Below are 16,725 nucleotides of genomic sequence, written 5' to 3' on the forward strand. Positions count from 1 at the left end.
GATGGCAATAAAACGCAAAGCACGCTCTGCAGCCGGCCGGTAACCGCAGAACGTGCCCGAAAACGGTGAGTTTAAGATGAATTATCTGACCACCATCACCGAAATATTGGCATGGCGAACGATAGCGGCGGCATTGGACCCCAGCAGATAGGTTTTCACGCTCGGGCGACGCGAACCGATGATGATCAGATCGGCGTCGATCTCTTCCGCCAGTTCCAACACCTGATCGCGTGCAGAACCGAAGCTGACGGTGTAATTGAGGCGATCCAACGGCAGATCGATTTCCGACATGATTTTCTTCAGTCTATCCACCGCCTTCACCTCCGCCTGATTCTCAAACTCCTTGAGGCCGAACGAATAGGCAGTAACAAAAGCCGAGGCATCCGGCAGCGCATGGAAGAAATGCACTTTAGCGCCGGACATCTTCGCCAAATATTCCACATGCTTCAGCGCATGCTCGGTCAACAGATCCTCTTCAATATCGATCGGCACTAAAATAGTCTTGTACATATCACGTCCTTTCTATGTAAACCGGGTGCCAACAGAATACTGCCGCGCACGGGCGCGGTGAATCGCTTTATCACGCTTTTGTGATCGAGGGGTAAATACTGACAAGGATAGTTTTTAATTTAACAAAATATAAACATTACACCGATAACGGATAGGCGATTAATTATTTATTACTCGAGATTAAATTAGCTGTAAATAAACCGCTTTGGCGGTAGCGGCGGTCTTATTGGCGACAGAAAGCTTTTTAATCGAGTTGCCGATGTGGAAATTGATCGTGCGCTCGCTCACCCCCATCAACAACGCGATCTCTTCCGCCGTTTTCCCTTCGCTGCTCCAGCGTAAAATGTCTTTTTCGCGCAGCGTCAACACATCTTTTATCGCGTCATCATTCACCGATATCAAGGCCTCCCGCAGCGTTTTATGGGCGGTTTGCGCCAGCCAAAGGAAAAAAGTTTCATTTGCCGCACGCGCTTGCGGCGTTTGCTCAGGTAGCGCTTTACCGGCAAACGTCAGGATCCCCAACCTGCCATAGCAATCCTTGACCGACTGCGACCAACCGGCGCACAAGCCGAATTGCGCCATACGCCGCCAAAGCGTCGGCCGCTCATGATAAAAGCTTTCGTCCCACTGAAACTGCAGCGTGGAATGGTGAGCACGCTCAATAACCGGATCCTGCAAATATACCCGCTGCCGCCGATAATCCTCGAGATAGTTCGTTGAAATATTCCCTTCGATCAGCATCTTGGGGCTGCTGGCCGGATAACAGGAAAACACGATGTAGGAGAAATAATCAAACCCCAACGCCTCGGCGCAGGGCCCCAGCTGCGTCAGAAAGCATTCGCGATCGGCCAGGCTGCCAATCACCTCCGCCATGAGCCGTTGAGTGCGGGTATCCATAACGCAGATTCTCCAGATAGCGATGCCGATTTATCGATAGGTCAGATTCACTATAGAATATCGCCGCCCGGCGCCAGTAGCCGTTTCATATAATAAAAAATACCAACGCTATAACGAAAACAGCTATTCCCCTTAAAATAAGCCTTTTTATTGCGCCGAACAGGAAAACTACGCGAATAGCATACTCTCCTCGACACGTAAACCTGTCATTTCTACCGTTAGACAGCCAGGACACCACCAATTACTTTCCAGACAGGCACCCAGTGCCGCCGTAAATCCAAAGAGATAATAAGCATTTGCGAATTTCGCATGGCATACAGTGACGGGGATTTTCTATGGCAGAAAGTAATGCGGCAATTCAATCGGCTGCGATTATCGGCGCGGGAACGATGGGCAGAGGCATCGCTTATCTTTTCGCGCAAAAAGGCATTCCCACGATGCTTTATAATCGCAACGGCAATACCCTCAATCAAGCTCGCGAATATATCGCGCAAGACCTGAACAAGAAAGTCGAACAGGGCAAGATCGCGCTGCGGGATAAAGACGCGGTGCTGGCCAATCTGATGTTCACTTCCGTGTTTGAGGCCATCGCCGACAGCGAGCTGGTGATAGAAACCATCGCCGAGCAAGAACAAACCAAACTTGAGGTGCTGGCGGCCATCGCCGCAGTGGTCAAGCCCGACACGCTGATCGCCACCAATACCTCCTCACTGTCGCTCAACAAGCTGGCAACGGCGGTAACGCACAGCGAACGCTTTATCGGTTTGCATTTTTTCAACCCCGCGCCGCTGATGAAGCTGATTGAAATCATTCCGGCCTACTTTACCGCGCACGCCACCACGGAACGCTGCCGCCAACTGGTGGCGGCGTTGGGGAAACGCGATGTCGTCTGCCAGGCCACGCCGGGGTTCATCGTCAATCGCATGGCCCGCCCCTACTACCTGGAAGGGTTCCGCCTGTTGGAAGAACATGTGGCGCGCGCGGCGCAGATCGACCGCGCCCTCAAGGCTGGCGGGCGCTTCCGCATGGGGCCGCTCGAGCTGACCGATTTTATCGGCCAAGACATCAACTATCAGGTCAGCCGGCAAATCTGGCAGGACATGCAATACGACCCGCGCTATACCCCTGGTCATCTGCAGCGTTCACTGGTCGATGCCGGTCTGTTGGGGAAAAAGAACGGCCGCTCCTATTTTGCCGCCGAAGAAACCGCCCCGCCGGTGACGGCCGCCAACAATGCAGACGTCGAGACGCTGCGCGTTTACGGCGAGCACCCTTTTTTTACCCTGTTGCAGCAGCGAGCCGCGCTTCAGTGGCCACAGCTGCGCGTGGAACAACGGCCGGCATTACCGGGGCTGGGAGCGGCCGTCCAGATCAATGACGCTTTCACCGTCAGCATCACCGATGGCCGCACGGCGAGCCAACTGGCCGAGCAGACGGCAGCGGATGCCTTTGTGGTCGATGTCGCCCTGAACTACGCCGACACCACGTATCTGGTGGCGGCGCACAGCCGCCACGCTTCTGCGGCCAATAAGGCGCTGTTTTTACGCCTGCTGCACACGGCAATCCCGCAGGTTGAATTTATCAAGGACTCTCCGGCGCTTATCGTCGCCCGCGTCCTCAGCAGCCTGATCAATGAGTCGGTGATCATGGTGGAAAGCGGCGTCTGCAGCCGGGAAGACATCGATGTCGCCGCCGTCGCGGGCGTTAACTACGCCGGCGGCATTTTCGACTGGCTCGGCAAACTGGGGGAGAAAAACGTCAGGACGACGCTGAGCAATCTGGCGCAGCTGCTGCACGCGGCGCGCTATGCGCCGCATTACACCCTTCTGCACGCCGCGCAACCGGCGCTGACGACCACGCCTTAAGGATCCATGATGAGCATTAAAGATGACGGCGTTTATCTGATCGACGGCACGCGCACGGCGATCGGCGCCTATGGCGGCAGCCTGGCGCATACCCGCCCCGACGACATGGCGGCGACGATCATTCGCGGCCTGCTGCAGCGCCATCCGGCGGCGGAAGCCGATCTGGACGAAGTGGTCCTGGGCTGCGCCAACCAGTCCGGCGAAGACAACCGCAACGTCGCCCGCATGGCGGCGCTGCTTTCCGGGTTGGATCCGTCGGTGCCTGCCATCACCCTCAACCGCCTTTGCGCCTCCGGGTTGGATGCGGTGATCTACGCCGCGGCGAAAATCCGCAGCGGCCTCAGCGAACTGATTCTGGCCGGCGGTGTGGAAAGCATGAGCCGCGCGCCCTATGTGCTGAGCAAAGGCGAAACGCCGTTCGACAAAGGCGTGAAGCTGTACGACACCACGCTGGGGTGGCGCTTTGTCAACCCGCGGCTGGCGGAGCGCTACGGCAGCGATCCGCTGGGCATCACGGCGGAAAACGTAGCCCAACGGCAACATATCTCACGCGAGGAACAGGACCTGTTCGCGCTGGCCTCGCAGCAGAAGGCCCGCCGGGCGATCGAAAGCGGCCGGCTGGCGCGGGAAATCACGCCCGTGGACGTGCCGGCCGATCGTAAAACGACCCGCACATTCGCGCAGGATGAATTTCCCCGGCTCAGCACGCTGCAACAGCTACAGGCGCTGAAACCGGCGTTCTCCGCCGGCGGTTCGGTCACGGCAGGCAACGCTTCCGGCATCAACGACGGCGCCGCCGCGCTGCTATTGGCTTCCGGTCGCTACGTGAAGCGCCAGGGGTGGCAACCGCTGGCGGAGATCGGCGACAGCGCGGCCGCCGGCGTGGAACCGGCGCTGATGGGGCTGGGGCCGATCGCCTCCACCGAGCGCTTGCTGCAGCGCGGCGGCTTCACCTTGAACGACTTCGACATCATCGAGATTAACGAAGCGTTCGCCTCACAGGTTCTGGCGGCGCTGAAACACTGGCGTATCGGCGCCAACGACGCGCGGGTCAACCCAAACGGCGGCGCCATCGCACTCGGTCATCCGCTGGGGATGTCCGGCGCGCGTCTGGTGCTGTCGGCAGCGCTGGAATTACGCGACCAACAGGCGAACAACGCATTGGTGACGATGTGCGTTGGCGTCGGTCAGGGGCTGTCATTAAACCTTAAAGCCGTTTAACACAAGGAACATACGATGAGCGTACTGAACATTCTTGAAGAAAAGCTGGCGGAAACCAAAAAACAGGGGCGTTTTCGCGAGTTCCTCAACCTTGAACGCGGCGTGCAGGACAAACCCTGGGCCACCAGCCACGGCCATCACGGTGAGCGCCGTCTCAACGTCTGGTGCTCGAACGACTATCTGGCGATGAGCCACCACCCCAAAGTGCTGCTGGCCACCACCGATGCGGTTAATCGGGTCGGGCTGGGCACCTGCGGCGCCCGCAGCATTTCCGGCACCTCGGTCTACCACAGCGAGCTGGAAACGCTGCTGGCCAGCGCCTACGGCAAAGAGTCGGCGCTGCTGTTCACCACCGGTTTCGGCGCCAACGATGCCACCTTATCCACCCTGTGCGACGCCATTCCCGATCTGATCGTGTTCTCCGACGAGCTGAATCACGCCTCAATGATTTACGGTATCCGCTACAGCAAAGCGGAGAAAAAAATCTTCCGCCACAACGATGTGGCACACCTCGCCGAGCTGCTGCAGGCCGCCGATCCGGCGCGGCCAAAGCTGATCGCTTTCGAGTCGCTGTATTCCATGGACGGTGACTTCGCCCCCCTGGCGCAGATCGTGGCGCTGGCGGAGCAGTATCAGGCGCTGACCTATCTCGACGAGATCCACTCCGCCGGCGTCTATGGCGAACGGGGGCTGGGCTACGCCGAACAACTGGGCCTGCTGGATAAAATCACCATTATTCAGGGCGGGTTCGGCAAATCTTACGGTGCGGCGGGCGGCTATATCGCCGCGCCCCGTTCGGTGGTGGAGGCGGTGCGCAGTTGGGCCCCGGCATTCGTCTTCAGCACCTCGTCGCCGGCGCCGGTGGTGGCCGCCGCGCTGGCCAGTTTTAAATACAACCTCGAGCATGACACCCAACGCAAACACCTGCTGGCGATCGTCGATCACCTGAAAACCGGCCTGCGCGCCGCCGGCATCCCGCTGGTGTCGGCAGACAGCCATATCCTGCCGCTGCTGGTCGGCGATCCGCACCGCAACAAACACATCAGTAAAGTGCTGCTCGATGAGCACGATATTTACGTGCAACCGGTCAATGCACCGACGGTGCCCGCAGGCAGCGAGCGGCTGCGGGTGACGCCGACCTCGGCGCACTCCCATGCCGACGTGGAGACCTTCCTGGCGGCGCTGGGACGAGTCTGGGCGGCGAACGATCTGCGGAGGGCGGGATGAAGTTAGCGGATTATAACGGCCATCTGATCACGCTCTGTCTGATGGCGACCGGCACGTTCGCCATCGGCACCGACGCCTTTATCGTCGCCGGCGTGCTCAGCGACATTTCCGATACCTTTGCCGTCAGCCCCGCGCAAGCGGGGCAGTTGATATCGGTATTCGCGCTGGCTTATATGCTGTTCGCCCCTCTCACCGCCTGGCTGCTGGGCAACGTCAACCGCAAGCATATCCTGCAGTTGGCGCTGGTGCTGTTCATCGCCGGCAACCTGGCCTGCGCCTGGGCCACCAGCTACCTGCAGATCTCGTTCGGCAGAGTGCTGGCGGCATTGGGGGCGGCTTGTTACACGCCGCAGGCCGCCGCCGCCGCGGTGGGGCTGGTGGCGGAAAAACGCCGCGGTCTGGCCATTTCCATCGTCTATGGGGGCATGACGTTGGCTATTGCGCTCGGTATTCCGTTCGGCACCTTTCTCGCCAAACTGATCGGCTGGCGTGAAATTTTCCTGTTCATCGCCCTGCTGGGGGCAATTGCGCTGCTGGGCCTGTCGCTGGCGCTGCGGGCCATTGCGCCACCGGGCAAGCATTCGCTGAAAGAGCGGCTCGCCCCGCTGAAACAAAAGGCGGTGCTGACCACGCTACTGATCACCTTTTTTGCCGTTTGTTCGGAACACATCGTCTATAGCTACGTCAGCGTGTTGCTGAAAAACACCCAGTTCGGCCCGCAGGCGATCCTGCCCCTCGCGCTGCTGGTATTCGGCATTGGCGCGGTGATCGGCAATTTTGCCTCCGGCGCGTTAACCGATGCCCTCGGCAGCAAGTTCGTGCTGCTGTTTTCCGTGGCGATCCAGACGCTGTCCCTGTTTCTGCTGGCCTTCTATGTCACTTCCCCCTGGTGGGTACTGGCCATCTTTCTGGTCTGGGGTATTACCGGCTGGATGTATCTGGTGCCGATCCAGCATCACCTGTTGTCGCTATCGAAACGCTTTGGCGCGCTGACCGTATCGCTCAACAGCTCGGTGCTGTACGCCGGCATCGCGGCGGGCGGCATGCTGGGCGGCCTGGCGCTCTACGCGCTGCCGGCCTATTACCTGCCGCTGTTTTCGCTGCCGCTCGGCGCCATCGCCCTGCTGCTGACGCTGCTGTTTTTCCGGGGAGAGACCAGCAATGAGTGAATCACCGCCGGTGCTTTACGAACGCCATGGCGAGCAGGTTGCGGTCATCACCCTCAATCGGCCGGAAAAAAAGAACGCCATCAACCTGCAGATGGCCGAGCTGATCCGCACCTACCTGCGGCAGGCAGATAACGATGACTCGGTGCGAGCGATCGTCCTGGCCGGTCAACCGGCGGTATTTTCCGCCGGCATGGATATCAACGCCTTTCATCAGGGTGAACTGCCCATCGTCACGCCGGAGGGGTTTGGCGGGCTGATCCATGCACAGATCGCCAAGGTGATCATCGCCGCCGTTGACGGCATCGCGTACGGGGGCGGATTTGAGCTGGCCCTGGCGTGCGATCTGATCGTCGCCGGCCAGAACGCACGCTTCAGCTTCCCCGAAACCGGGCTCGGGTTAGTCGCCGCACAAGGCGGGTGCGCGCGCTTGCCGGCGCGTATTTCCCCCTATGTCGCGCTCGACTGGCTGCTGACCGGCAGAACCGTCGGCGCACAGGAAGCGTTGTCACACGGCGCCATTTCCCGCATCAGCGCAAGTTCGGCCCGGGAAGAAGCGTTGCGCATCGCCGAGCAGATCGCCGGAAAAGATCTTGCCGCCAGCCAGGCGGTTAAGGCCATCGTGCGTCAGGGGCTGGCGCGGCAAGAAGCCCCCTCATTCGATTTTCAACAAGGCCCGGTCGAGCGCCTGCGTCAGGCTGCCGCCCGTCGATAATGCCCCAGCCGGTTCGCCTGAACCGGCATTTCCCGTTTGTCCTCCACCGCTCATTTTACGCAGCCCGCCTCTCGGCGCTGGGCTACACTGCCGGTAGCCCTAATGCGCTGATAAGGAAAAACAATGCGCCACTTGCCTCTGCTGACCCCCAGACTGATCCTGCGCCCGTTCACCGCCGACGATCTGCCCCACTTTACCGCCTACCGCAGCCACCCTGACGTGGCGCGCTATCAAAGCTGGAGCGACTACAGCACCGCCGAGGCACAGGCCTTTTTCGCACAGCAACGGCGGCTCGAATTCAACCGTGACGACAGCTGGTTTCAACTGGCGGTCGAACGCCGCGAGGACGGCGCGTTGCTCGGCGATATCGCGGTGCATTTCTTCGATGAGGGGCGCCAGGCTGAACTGGGCGTGACCTTCGCGCCCAGCCACCAGCGTCAAGGACTGGCGCGCGAAGCGATGACCGCCGTCATCGCTCTGCTGTTCGGGCCGCTGGCGAAGCACCGTATTACTGCGGTGGTGGACGCGCGTAATCTTGCCGCCGCCACGCTGTTCGGCAAACTGGGTTTTCGGCGCGAGGCCTATTGGCGGCAAAACGTGTTTTTCAAAGGCGCATGGGGCGACGAATTCGGTTTCGCCCTGCTGCAAAGTGAATGGCGGGAGAATGCAAGGCATGACGTTGCTGAATAAATACCTTGGGCAATACCAGTTCTCGGAACGGCATGCGATCGCCATCGCCGCGCCGCAGGCGCGGATCCTGGAGGCCGTGGCCGCTTATGATCCCAGGCACGATCGTTTCTTCCGCAGCATGATAGCGCTGCGCGAATTGCCTGCGCGGCTAATGCCGCGCCGAACGCCCACCCCGCCGCCGTTTGGCCTGCATAACTTTTGCCTGCTTGAGCAGGATGACAGCGCGTTGGTCTATGGCCTGATCGGCCGCTTTTGGCAGGCTGAATACGGTCTGGAGCAGGTCGCCGACGGGGCGGGCTTTCTGGCCTTCGCTCAGCCCGGCGTCGCCAAACTGGCGCTGGGTTATATCGTGAGTCCCCCCGAGGGTGGGCGCTGTCGTCTGGTGACGGAAACGCGCATCTTCTGCCCCGACGACGCCAGCCGGCGGCGGTTTACCCCCTATTGGTATGCTATTCGCCTGGTGAGCGGGTTGATACGGCGCCGTATGTTGCGCGCCATTAAAACCGCCAGCGAAAAGCAGGCGGTGAATCATTCACAGGGTTGATTAATTTAAGAGCATTCTTAGAGAATGAAAATCATTATCAGCCTATTTTTTAATCACAACAAGATAGTGTGAGAAGCCATTAACCCCGCCCCCTGCGGGGATTTTTTCGCCTATTTATCACCTGTTTCAGGAAATGCCTGCATAAACAGGAAGGTGCAAGGCTTGCGTTGATACTGATTGATCTGCGGCACCAGCCGGGTGAAATGCTCGGTCTGACAATGCGCGTCCAGGGCGGCGCGATCCGGCCAGCTTTCGATAAAAATAAAATGCCCAGGATCCTGCTGGTCGATGCACAGTTCATAACTGATGTTCAGCGGCTCTTGACGGGTTTTCTCCACCAGCTCGCGATACCACGGCATAACGGTGTCAATGTGTTCCGGGTGGATAAAATCTTCAGCGATGACCTTCAGCATGTTGCGCTCCTGCATTCTGTTTTGCCGTGCCTCACCTTATCGCCCTCACTCCCGAGATGAAAGCGCCATACTCCAGGTCTATCCCCGGGTTGCCAATTCGGTGATAGCGCACACAGATCTCGATCAAAGCGCTTGAACGCGCCCTGGCCCTGTGTGAACGTCTGATTAACAAAAAAGCAACACACCATTCACCATGGTGATGTCTGCATTAACCTGCCGACCCGATATGCGGCATTTTTTTCGCCCTTAAAGGCCTGACCATTAGACCTTTAAGGCTCACGAAGAAAGTCCGCTGTTACCGTCGTGTTGAGGGCAACGGCGCCAGGACGGTCCTTATGACCGACGCTTGTCATTCTCAGAAGAGAGGTTACCGCCAGTGAATCACGCCACCTATGCCGTTCCTGCGCTCAACGCAGCCATTCGCAAAACCTGGCGCAGACTGGTGCCCTTGATGTTCGCCATGTACTTCATCGCGTTTATCGATAGGGTTAACGTCGGCTTTGCCAAGGACGCGATGGCCATCGATATCGCGCTGTCGCAATCCGCCTTTGCACTGGGCGCCGGAATATTTTTTGCCGCCTATGCGCTGTTTGGCATCCCGGCCAACCTGCTGATGAACCGCTGGGGGGCCAAACGCTGGCTCAGCGCCACCACCGCGCTGTGGGGGGCGCTGTCAGCCTGCACCGGGCTGGTGACCAATGAACAGCAATTTATCGTTCTGCGGTTTCTGCTGGGGATCGCCGAAGCCGGCTTTTACCCCGGCATCCTGCTGCTGGCGTCGATCTATTTTCCCAATAAGGTGCGCGCCTCGGTTATTGGCATCTTCGTGCTTGGCGTGCCGGCGGCCCTGACGCTCGGCTCACCGCTGTCGGGGGCATTGCTGGAGATGCACGGCGTGTTGGGCAAGCCCGGCTGGTTCTGGATGTTCGTGCTGGAAGGGCTGCCGGCCGTCGCCCTCGGCGTCTTCGCCTTTTTCTATCTCGACGATAACCCACGGCAGGCCCGCTTTCTGACCGAGGAAGAACGCACGGCGCTGGTGACACAATTGGCCGATGAACAGCAGCAGACCGAAACCAGCAGCGTCAAAGCGGCGATGAGCAGCGGCACCGTTTGGCATCTGGCGTTGATCTACGGCACCCTGCAGATTGGCGTCTACGGCCTGATGTTTTTCCTGCCGTCGCAGGTCGCCTCGCTGATGGGCACCCATCTCGGCTTCAAGGCCTCGCTGGTGGCCGCCATCCCCTGGGCGTTCTCCGCGCTGGGCGTCTATTTCCTGCCGCGCTATGCCGACAGAAACACCGCCAGAAGATTACCGATCGCCGTCGGGTGCATGGTCGCGGCGGCGCTGGGGTTGGTGGTGTCTTCCTATGCCGGCCCTCTGCTCGCCATCGTCGCCCTGAGCTGCTGCGCAGTCAGTTTCCTGGCGGTACAGCCGATTTTCTGGACGTTTCCCGCGCAGGTGCTCACCGGCCCGGCGCTGGCGGCCGGCATCGGTTTTTGCACTACGCTTGGCGCCGCATTCAGCTTTTTAGCCCCGCTGATCCGCACCGAGGCGGAAGAGCGTTTTCACAGCCCGCATGCCGGGCCGTTGGTGCTGGCCGCCTTTTCGCTGCTGTGCGCCACGCTGTTGTGGGCGCTCAGAAACCGGTGCACCGACGTGAGCAAGCAAGACGCGGAGATCGCCGGATAGCGGCGCGTTATTTAACCCTTATTGAACCTGCGGATGGGACACTGGCACTCAGCCCTCTCGCTCGCAGGTGTTAAATGGATGAATTGACGCACATTATCGCCAAATACAGTCCGGAACCGGAGATGTTGCTGCTGCTGATTTTCCTGTTCGCACTGGGAAAGTCGGTGATCGTGGTGTCTTCCGCCCTGCCGCCCGCCTCGGTGACGCTGCTGATGGGCATCGTTGCAGGCAAGCATGCGCTGCCCCTCGGCGCGGTTTGGGCGGCCATCGCCCTCGGCGCCGCGTTGGGATCAATCTTGTCGTTCCACTGCGGCGCACGGCTGCACCGCCGAGATCTTGGCCGCCGGCTGCCGGCACGCTTTCACGCTCCGCTACGCAAAGCGCAACGTTCCTTGCAAAAGCGCGGGCTGCCGCTGCTGTTCGCCTCGCGTTTTCTGGCGGTGATGCGTTACACCGTGCCGCTGATGGCCGGCATGCTGCAACTGCCAGCGCGGCGCGTCTATGCCACCGCCGCGCTCTCGGCCGCCGTCTGGGCGCTGCTCTTGATGTCGGCGGCGCATTTATTCCCCGTTTCCTGACCTGAAAGATTCTTGGGCAAATGGCTCTCCCCTCCGCCGAGGTTGCGCCAGCGCACAGCCTCTCTTGCCGTATAAACTGCGGTGCGACACCGCAGTTTGCGCCAGATCACCTTTCTGAACATCAGTCGAAAAATGCGAATTTTTTTGCAAAAAGCGCGCTTAAAACGGCGCAATGAGGAAACAAGCAGAGAAAAGCCTGAGCGTAACACGCTGATTTGGTTGGTGGGTCGTACAGGGTTCGAACCTGCAACCAATTGATTAAGAGTCAACGGCTCTACCGACTGAGCTAACGACCCAACGCGGTAAATTGTCCTCCTCGTCGGCGGCGCTGTCAAACGCTTACACTCATTACTTTTTCTCATGTGAATTTTACAACCCTTTGTTTAATCAACGAGATAAGCCGCATAAGGTCTATTAATCCCCTCTTTTGAAGAGTAATCTTCCGCTCCCTGAACGTCCGATTTGCCTCCTCCGTGTAAAGAGTGATCGACTTTTATCCCGCGTATAAATGTTGTAAACATGTTGCACAAAGGTGGCGTTATTGCACTACCTTACTAAAGCCGGATCAACCGGATAAATGTATAAAAAAGAGCCACTTCAGAGCTCACGACTTCACTAATGACAGGTAAAACAGGACATCATCAGATGGTAGATCACTCTAAAATAGCGACTGACGCGACGCCCGCTTCAGAAGATCATCTACGGCGAAACCTCACTAACCGACATATTCAACTGATCGCCATCGGCGGCGCCATCGGCACCGGTCTGTTTATGGGCTCCGGTAAAACCATCAGCCTGGCCGGCCCCTCGATCATCTTCGTGTACATGATCATCGGCTTTATGCTGTTCTTCGTGATGCGCGCCATGGGCGAGCTGCTGCTGTCCAATCTGGAATACAAATCGTTCAGCGATTTCGCCGCGGATCTGCTCGGCCCGTGGGCCGGTTTCTTCACCGGCTGGACCTACTGGTTCTGCTGGGTGGTCACCGGCATCGCCGACGTCGTGGCGATCACCGCCTACGCTCAGTTCTGGTTCCCCGAGCTGTCGCAGTGGATCGCTTCACTGCTGTGCGTGCTGTTGCTGCTCGGCCTTAATCTGGCGACGGTGAAAATGTTCGGCGAAATGGAGTTTTGGTTTGCGATGATTAAAATCGTCGCCATCGTTGGGCTGATTGTCGCCGGGCTGGTGATGATCGCCATGCAGTTCCAGTCGCCGACCGGCACCGTGGCCTCATTCACCCATCTGTGGAATGACGGCGGCATGTTCCCGAAAGGCACCAGCGGCTTCTTCGCCGGCTTCCAGATCGCGGTATTCGCCTTCGTCGGCATTGAACTGGTGGGCACCACCGCCGCGGAAACCAAGGATCCGGAGAAGTCGTTGCCGCGCGCCATCAACTCGATTCCGATCCGAATCATCATGTTCTACGTGTTCGCCCTGATCGTTATCATGTCGGTGACGCCATGGAACTCCGTGGTGCCTGACAAGAGCCCGTTCGTTGAACTGTTCGTGCTGATCGGCCTGCCGGCCGCGGCCAGCGTAATCAACTTCGTGGTGCTAACCTCCGCCGCCTCCTCCGCCAACAGCGGTGTGTTCTCCACCAGCCGCATGCTGTTCGGGCTGGCGCAGGAAGGCGACGCGCCGAAATCGTTCGCCAACCTGTCCAAGCGCGCGGTACCGGCCAACGGCCTCACCTTCTCCTGTATCTGCCTGCTGGGCGGCGTGGTGCTGATTTACCTGATCCCGAACGTGATGACGGTCTTCACTCTGGTGACCACCGTATCGGCGATTCTGTTCATGTTCGTCTGGACCATCATTCTGTGCTCGTACCTGGTCTACCGTAAACGACGCCCGGCGCTGCACCAGAAATCGATCTACAAAATGCCTGCCGGCAAACTGATGTGCTGGGTGTGCATGGCGTTCTTCGTGTTCGTGCTGGTGCTGCTGTCGCTGCGCGAAGACACCCGTCAGGCGCTGATCGTCACCCCGCTGTGGTTCATCGTGCTCGGCCTGTCTTACGTGTTCCTGCGCAAGAAGAAAACCGCGTGATGCAAAAAGGGGCGGATCTCTCCGCCCCTTTCTTTACGCCTCTGGGCTAATCCGCTTCCGTCGCCACCGCCGCTTTATCCTTGCGCCGCACGCGCAGCTCGCTGACCACCACCCCAATCACGATCAACGCGCCCCCCAATAGCGCCACGCCCGGTAAACGCTCACCGGCGAGCCGCCCGACGATGCCCGCCCAGACCGGTTCACCGGCGTAGATCACCGTAGCGCGCGTGGGTGAAACGCTGCGCTGCGCCCAGTTCATGGTCAGCTGAATCAACGCGCTGGCCAGCCCCAGCCCTATGGCGCTGTACAGCAGGTAATCCGAATACGGCGGCGGCGACTCGCCGGTCGGCGCCATCATCAAAAATGAGGCCAGCGAGGCGGTCGCCAGCTGCACGATGGTCACCCGGCGGATATTCACCTTGCCGGCGAAAGCGCCGATGAGGATGATCTCTGCCGCCATGCCCAGCGTGCCGGCCAGCGTCAGAATTTCGCCGAGGCTCAGCGTCATGTCGGTGCTGCTCGGCGCCGCCAGCAGCATCAGGCCGGTAAAGGCCAGCAGAATACCGATCCACGACATGATGCCGGGGAACCGCCCCAGCACCAGCCATTGCAACAGCGGCACGATCGGCACGTACATGGCGGTGATAAACGCCGATTGGCTGCTGGTGATGGTCTGCAGGCCGACAGTTTGCATGCTGTAGCCGAACATGATCGCCAGCCCGATCAGCACGCCCGCCTTCAGTTCATACAGGGTCAGGCCGCGCAGCACGCGCAGCGAAAACAGCGTCAACGCCAGCGTGGCGGTGGCGAAACGCAGGCCGACAAAAAAGAACGGCCCGCTGACTTGCATCGCGTGGTGCACCGCCAAAAAGGTGCCGCCCCAGATCATAGTGATGAAAATCAACACCGCTTCCGGCAGCCTGATCTGCGGAACCACGGCGGAAATAAAGGATTTTTTTGCTGCTGACACCGGCTTGCCCTTCCTGCTGAGTGCAATATAATGCACAGATCCTGCCAGTATGAGATAAAGTCCGGCGATGAGCAATACGGCGCATAACGCGAAAACCGATCCCCCCAAAGTGCTGCAGTACCTGAGCAGCAATCTGCGCGGCTACCGCCAACAGGCGGGCCTGAGCCAGATGGCGCTGGCCGAGCTTTCCGGCGTCAGCCGCCGCATGCTGGCGGGCATCGAGGCCGGCGATCGCAACGTCAGCCTGGCGGTGCTCGACAAGATCGCCGCCGCCCTGGCGATTTCCTTTACCGATCTGATTCAGGCGCCGGAAGCGCGCGGCAGCCACCTGGTGGGAGAGTTGGCCTGGCAAGGCGCACAGCCGGGCAGCCAGGCGCTGTTCGCCGCCAGCGTGCCGGCGCGCCAACGGGCCGAGCTGTGGGAATGGACGCTGATGCCGGGCGAGCGCTATGACTCGGCGCCGGACGCCGAAGGCTGGAGTGAAATGATCTACGTGATTGCCGGCACCCTGACGTTGGAACTGGAACAAGGCACGCTGACGCTCAGCGCCGGCGCTGCGCAAACCTTCAACAGCGATCAACGTTACGCTTACGCCAACCACGGCGATCTCCCGCTGCGCTTTATCCGCAACGTCGCCTTCTGACTGCCCGCCAGCCCGCGCCGGCGGCGGATGTCGTGTCGCTGTCGTGCCGCTGTCGTGGCGCCGCCACCCCGCGCCTCCTACACTGGATGACAGTGACAGCGAACTCGGGAGTGCATCATGCAAAAGTACCGCATCAGGCCGTTACGTCTGGAAAAAGGCTGGTCGCAGGAGCAGCTGGCGACCATCGCCGGCCTCAGCACCCGCACCGTACAGCGGATTGAAAACGGCGAACAGGCCAGCCTGGAAACCTTGACCGCGATCGCCGCCGCGCTGGGCGTGCAGGTCCGCGATCTCAACGCACAGCCGCAACAGACAATGGAGGAGGAGGAGCCTGACGAACAGCGCATTCGTCGCCAGGTCGCGGCAGAAGGCAAACTGCTGAGCATGGCGGTGCGTTTCGCCGTGATTGGCGTGATGTTGTTCGCCATTAATTGGTTTACCCACCCGCACTATCTCTGGTCGCTGTGGGCGATCGGCGGCATGAGCCTCGCGCTGATCATGCGGGCGGTGCGCACTCTGCTGCTGCGCAACGTCTTCAGCCGCTGGCAGGAACAGCGGCTGGCGCAAAAACTCAGGCGCCTGCCGTGAGCGTTAGCCACTCGGCCAGCCGGGCCAACGCGCTGCCCGGCACGATCGCCTGCGGCGACAGCAGATAATAGCCGCTGCCGTCGGGCGTAAAACCGAACGGCGCACTCAACAAACCGGCGGCCAGATCGTCTCGTACTTGCAACCACGGGCCGATCGCAATGCCAAGACCGGCGACCGCCGCCTGCAGGCTGAAATAGAAATGATCAAAGCGCTGCTCCGAATGCCCTGCCAACGTCATCCCCTGCTGCTGCGCCCAGTGCCGCCAGGCATCCGGCCGGGTGGCGGAATGCAGCAGTTTAGTGCCGGGCCGCAAACTCCGCAGGCTGCCCTCGGCGATCGTCATCCTTGCCAACGCCTCGGGTTGGCACACCGGCCCAACCTTTTCACTGAACAGCGCCAGGCTATGCACCTGCTTTCCCCAATCGAAGTCATTGCGCCTGATCGCCGCCGTAATGCCGTCATGGAACGAAAACGGCCCGCCACCGGCCACCAGCTGTAAGTTGATATCCGGGTGCGCCTGCTGAAAAGCCGGCAGACGCGGGATCAGCCAACGCATCAACAAGGTCGGTTCACAGGACAAGACCAGCGGCGCATCGAGCGCCTGCTGGCGCAGTTCCAGCGCGGTATGATCCAGAATGCCGAAAGCCTGCTGCGTCGCCTGAAACAGCTTGCGCCCCGCCGCCGTGAGCAGTACCCGCCGATGGCGGCGCTCAAACAACGCCACGCCCAGTTCCTCTTCCAGCGCCCGCACCGCCCGGCTGACGGCGCCGTGCGTCAAATTCAGCCCCTGCGCCGCCTGCGTAAAACTTTCCAGCCGCGCGGCGGCCTCGAAGCAACGCAGCCCGCCCAACGGCAACGGCCTGCCGGTTTTGCGTGAGTTTTTCTCACCGATATTGTCACTATTCATCGTTTGTCACCGAGAAAAATTACTCTTATAAATCAGTCACTCTATTGATAAACAC

The 16,725-nt window shown here is 59.9% G+C and carries 17 protein-coding genes and 1 tRNA gene; 12 read left to right on the forward strand and 6 right to left on the reverse strand.

Annotated features, from left to right (window positions below; translation table 11 throughout):
• Positions 1-81 precede the first annotated feature (81 nt).
• Both ACJ8OK_RS13050 and ACJ8OK_RS13055 read right to left on the reverse strand, forming a co-directional pair.
• Positions 82-510: a universal stress protein gene (locus tag ACJ8OK_RS13050; protein ID WP_004927993.1), complete on the reverse strand. Its 429-nt coding sequence runs from the start codon at positions 508-510 to the stop codon at positions 82-84.
• 180 nt (positions 511-690) lie between these two features.
• On the reverse strand, positions 691-1,407 hold the full coding sequence (locus tag ACJ8OK_RS13055) for a LuxR family transcriptional regulator (RefSeq protein WP_004927994.1): 717 nt from the start codon (positions 1,405-1,407) through the stop codon (positions 691-693).
• A 335-nt stretch (positions 1,408-1,742) separates the two neighbouring features.
• On the opposite strand from ACJ8OK_RS13055, the gene ACJ8OK_RS13060 reads away from it, so the two are divergent.
• The 7 genes from ACJ8OK_RS13060 to ACJ8OK_RS13090 all read left to right on the forward strand — a co-directional run bounded on the left by ACJ8OK_RS13060 (position 1,743) and on the right by ACJ8OK_RS13090 (position 8,835).
• A complete protein-coding gene (locus ACJ8OK_RS13060) occupies positions 1,743-3,272 on the forward strand; it encodes a 3-hydroxyacyl-CoA dehydrogenase NAD-binding domain-containing protein (RefSeq protein WP_442530626.1) in 1,530 nt (509 codons plus the stop codon).
• 9 nt (positions 3,273-3,281) lie between these two features.
• On the forward strand, positions 3,282-4,493 hold the full coding sequence (locus tag ACJ8OK_RS13065; RefSeq protein WP_033633400.1) for an acetyl-CoA C-acyltransferase: 1,212 nt from the start codon (positions 3,282-3,284) through the stop codon (positions 4,491-4,493).
• Between the two features lie 15 nt (positions 4,494-4,508).
• Positions 4,509-5,720, forward strand: a complete 1,212-nt coding sequence (gene hemA, locus ACJ8OK_RS13070) for a 5-aminolevulinate synthase (RefSeq protein WP_015377390.1) — start codon at positions 4,509-4,511, stop codon at positions 5,718-5,720.
• Complete coding sequence (locus ACJ8OK_RS13075) at positions 5,717-6,889, forward strand: MFS transporter (protein ID WP_033633401.1); 1,173 nt, start codon at positions 5,717-5,719, stop codon at positions 6,887-6,889. Before hemA ends, ACJ8OK_RS13075 begins: the two co-directional genes overlap by 4 nt.
• Positions 6,882-7,601, forward strand: a complete 720-nt coding sequence (locus ACJ8OK_RS13080) for an enoyl-CoA hydratase/isomerase family protein (protein ID WP_033633402.1) — start codon at positions 6,882-6,884, stop codon at positions 7,599-7,601. Before ACJ8OK_RS13075 ends, ACJ8OK_RS13080 begins: the two co-directional genes overlap by 8 nt.
• Before the next feature lie 123 nt (positions 7,602-7,724).
• A complete protein-coding gene (locus ACJ8OK_RS13085) occupies positions 7,725-8,291 on the forward strand; it encodes a GNAT family N-acetyltransferase (protein ID WP_442530627.1) in 567 nt (188 codons plus the stop codon).
• Complete coding sequence (locus tag ACJ8OK_RS13090) at positions 8,275-8,835, forward strand: hypothetical protein (protein ID WP_442530628.1); 561 nt, start codon at positions 8,275-8,277, stop codon at positions 8,833-8,835. The genes ACJ8OK_RS13085 and ACJ8OK_RS13090 overlap by 17 nt, the downstream gene beginning before the upstream one ends.
• A gap of 110 nt (positions 8,836-8,945) precedes the next feature.
• On the opposite strand, the gene ACJ8OK_RS13095 is transcribed toward ACJ8OK_RS13090, so the two are convergent.
• Complete coding sequence (locus tag ACJ8OK_RS13095) at positions 8,946-9,248, reverse strand: putative quinol monooxygenase (protein WP_048794581.1); 303 nt, start codon at positions 9,246-9,248, stop codon at positions 8,946-8,948.
• A 451-nt stretch (positions 9,249-9,699) separates the two neighbouring features.
• Between ACJ8OK_RS13095 and ACJ8OK_RS13100 the strand changes: the two genes are divergently transcribed.
• Together ACJ8OK_RS13100 and ACJ8OK_RS13105 are read left to right on the forward strand one after the other, a co-directional pair.
• The gene (locus ACJ8OK_RS13100; RefSeq protein WP_442530649.1) at positions 9,700-10,938 is read left to right on the forward strand and encodes an MFS transporter; all 1,239 of its coding nucleotides are present in this window, start codon (positions 9,700-9,702) and stop codon (positions 10,936-10,938) included.
• Between the two features lie 74 nt (positions 10,939-11,012).
• Positions 11,013-11,516, forward strand: a complete 504-nt coding sequence (locus tag ACJ8OK_RS13105) for a DedA family protein (protein ID WP_033633405.1) — start codon at positions 11,013-11,015, stop codon at positions 11,514-11,516.
• Between the two features lie 220 nt (positions 11,517-11,736).
• On the opposite strand, the gene ACJ8OK_RS13110 is transcribed toward ACJ8OK_RS13105, so the two are convergent.
• Positions 11,737-11,812, reverse strand: a tRNA-Lys gene (locus tag ACJ8OK_RS13110).
• A 349-nt stretch (positions 11,813-12,161) separates the two neighbouring features.
• Here ACJ8OK_RS13110 and cycA point away from each other — a divergent pair.
• Complete coding sequence (gene cycA, locus ACJ8OK_RS13115) at positions 12,162-13,562, forward strand: D-serine/D-alanine/glycine transporter (protein ID WP_442530629.1); 1,401 nt, start codon at positions 12,162-12,164, stop codon at positions 13,560-13,562.
• Positions 13,563-13,608: 46 nt separating this feature from the next.
• On the opposite strand, the gene ACJ8OK_RS13120 is transcribed toward cycA, so the two are convergent.
• The gene (locus ACJ8OK_RS13120) at positions 13,609-14,532 is read right to left on the reverse strand and encodes a DMT family transporter (RefSeq protein WP_015377382.1); all 924 of its coding nucleotides are present in this window, start codon (positions 14,530-14,532) and stop codon (positions 13,609-13,611) included.
• A gap of 67 nt (positions 14,533-14,599) precedes the next feature.
• Between ACJ8OK_RS13120 and ACJ8OK_RS13125 the strand changes: the two genes are divergently transcribed.
• Positions 14,600-15,175 carry a helix-turn-helix domain-containing protein gene (locus tag ACJ8OK_RS13125; RefSeq protein ID WP_015377381.1) on the forward strand — a complete coding sequence of 192 codons (576 nt, stop codon included), beginning with the start codon at positions 14,600-14,602 and terminating at the stop codon, positions 15,173-15,175.
• A gap of 117 nt (positions 15,176-15,292) precedes the next feature.
• Positions 15,293-15,763, forward strand: a complete 471-nt coding sequence (locus ACJ8OK_RS13130; protein ID WP_048322812.1) for a helix-turn-helix domain-containing protein — start codon at positions 15,293-15,295, stop codon at positions 15,761-15,763.
• On the opposite strand, the gene ACJ8OK_RS13135 is transcribed toward ACJ8OK_RS13130, so the two are convergent.
• The gene (locus ACJ8OK_RS13135) at positions 15,747-16,670 is read right to left on the reverse strand and encodes a LysR family transcriptional regulator (RefSeq protein ID WP_048322809.1); all 924 of its coding nucleotides are present in this window, start codon (positions 16,668-16,670) and stop codon (positions 15,747-15,749) included. The two genes, ACJ8OK_RS13130 and ACJ8OK_RS13135, sit on opposite strands and share 17 nt — an antisense overlap.
• Positions 16,671-16,725 lie beyond the last annotated feature (55 nt).

This window comes from Serratia sp. CY71090 (genome assembly GCF_052166845.1).
GTDB lineage: Bacteria > Pseudomonadota > Gammaproteobacteria > Enterobacterales > Enterobacteriaceae > Serratia > Serratia nematodiphila.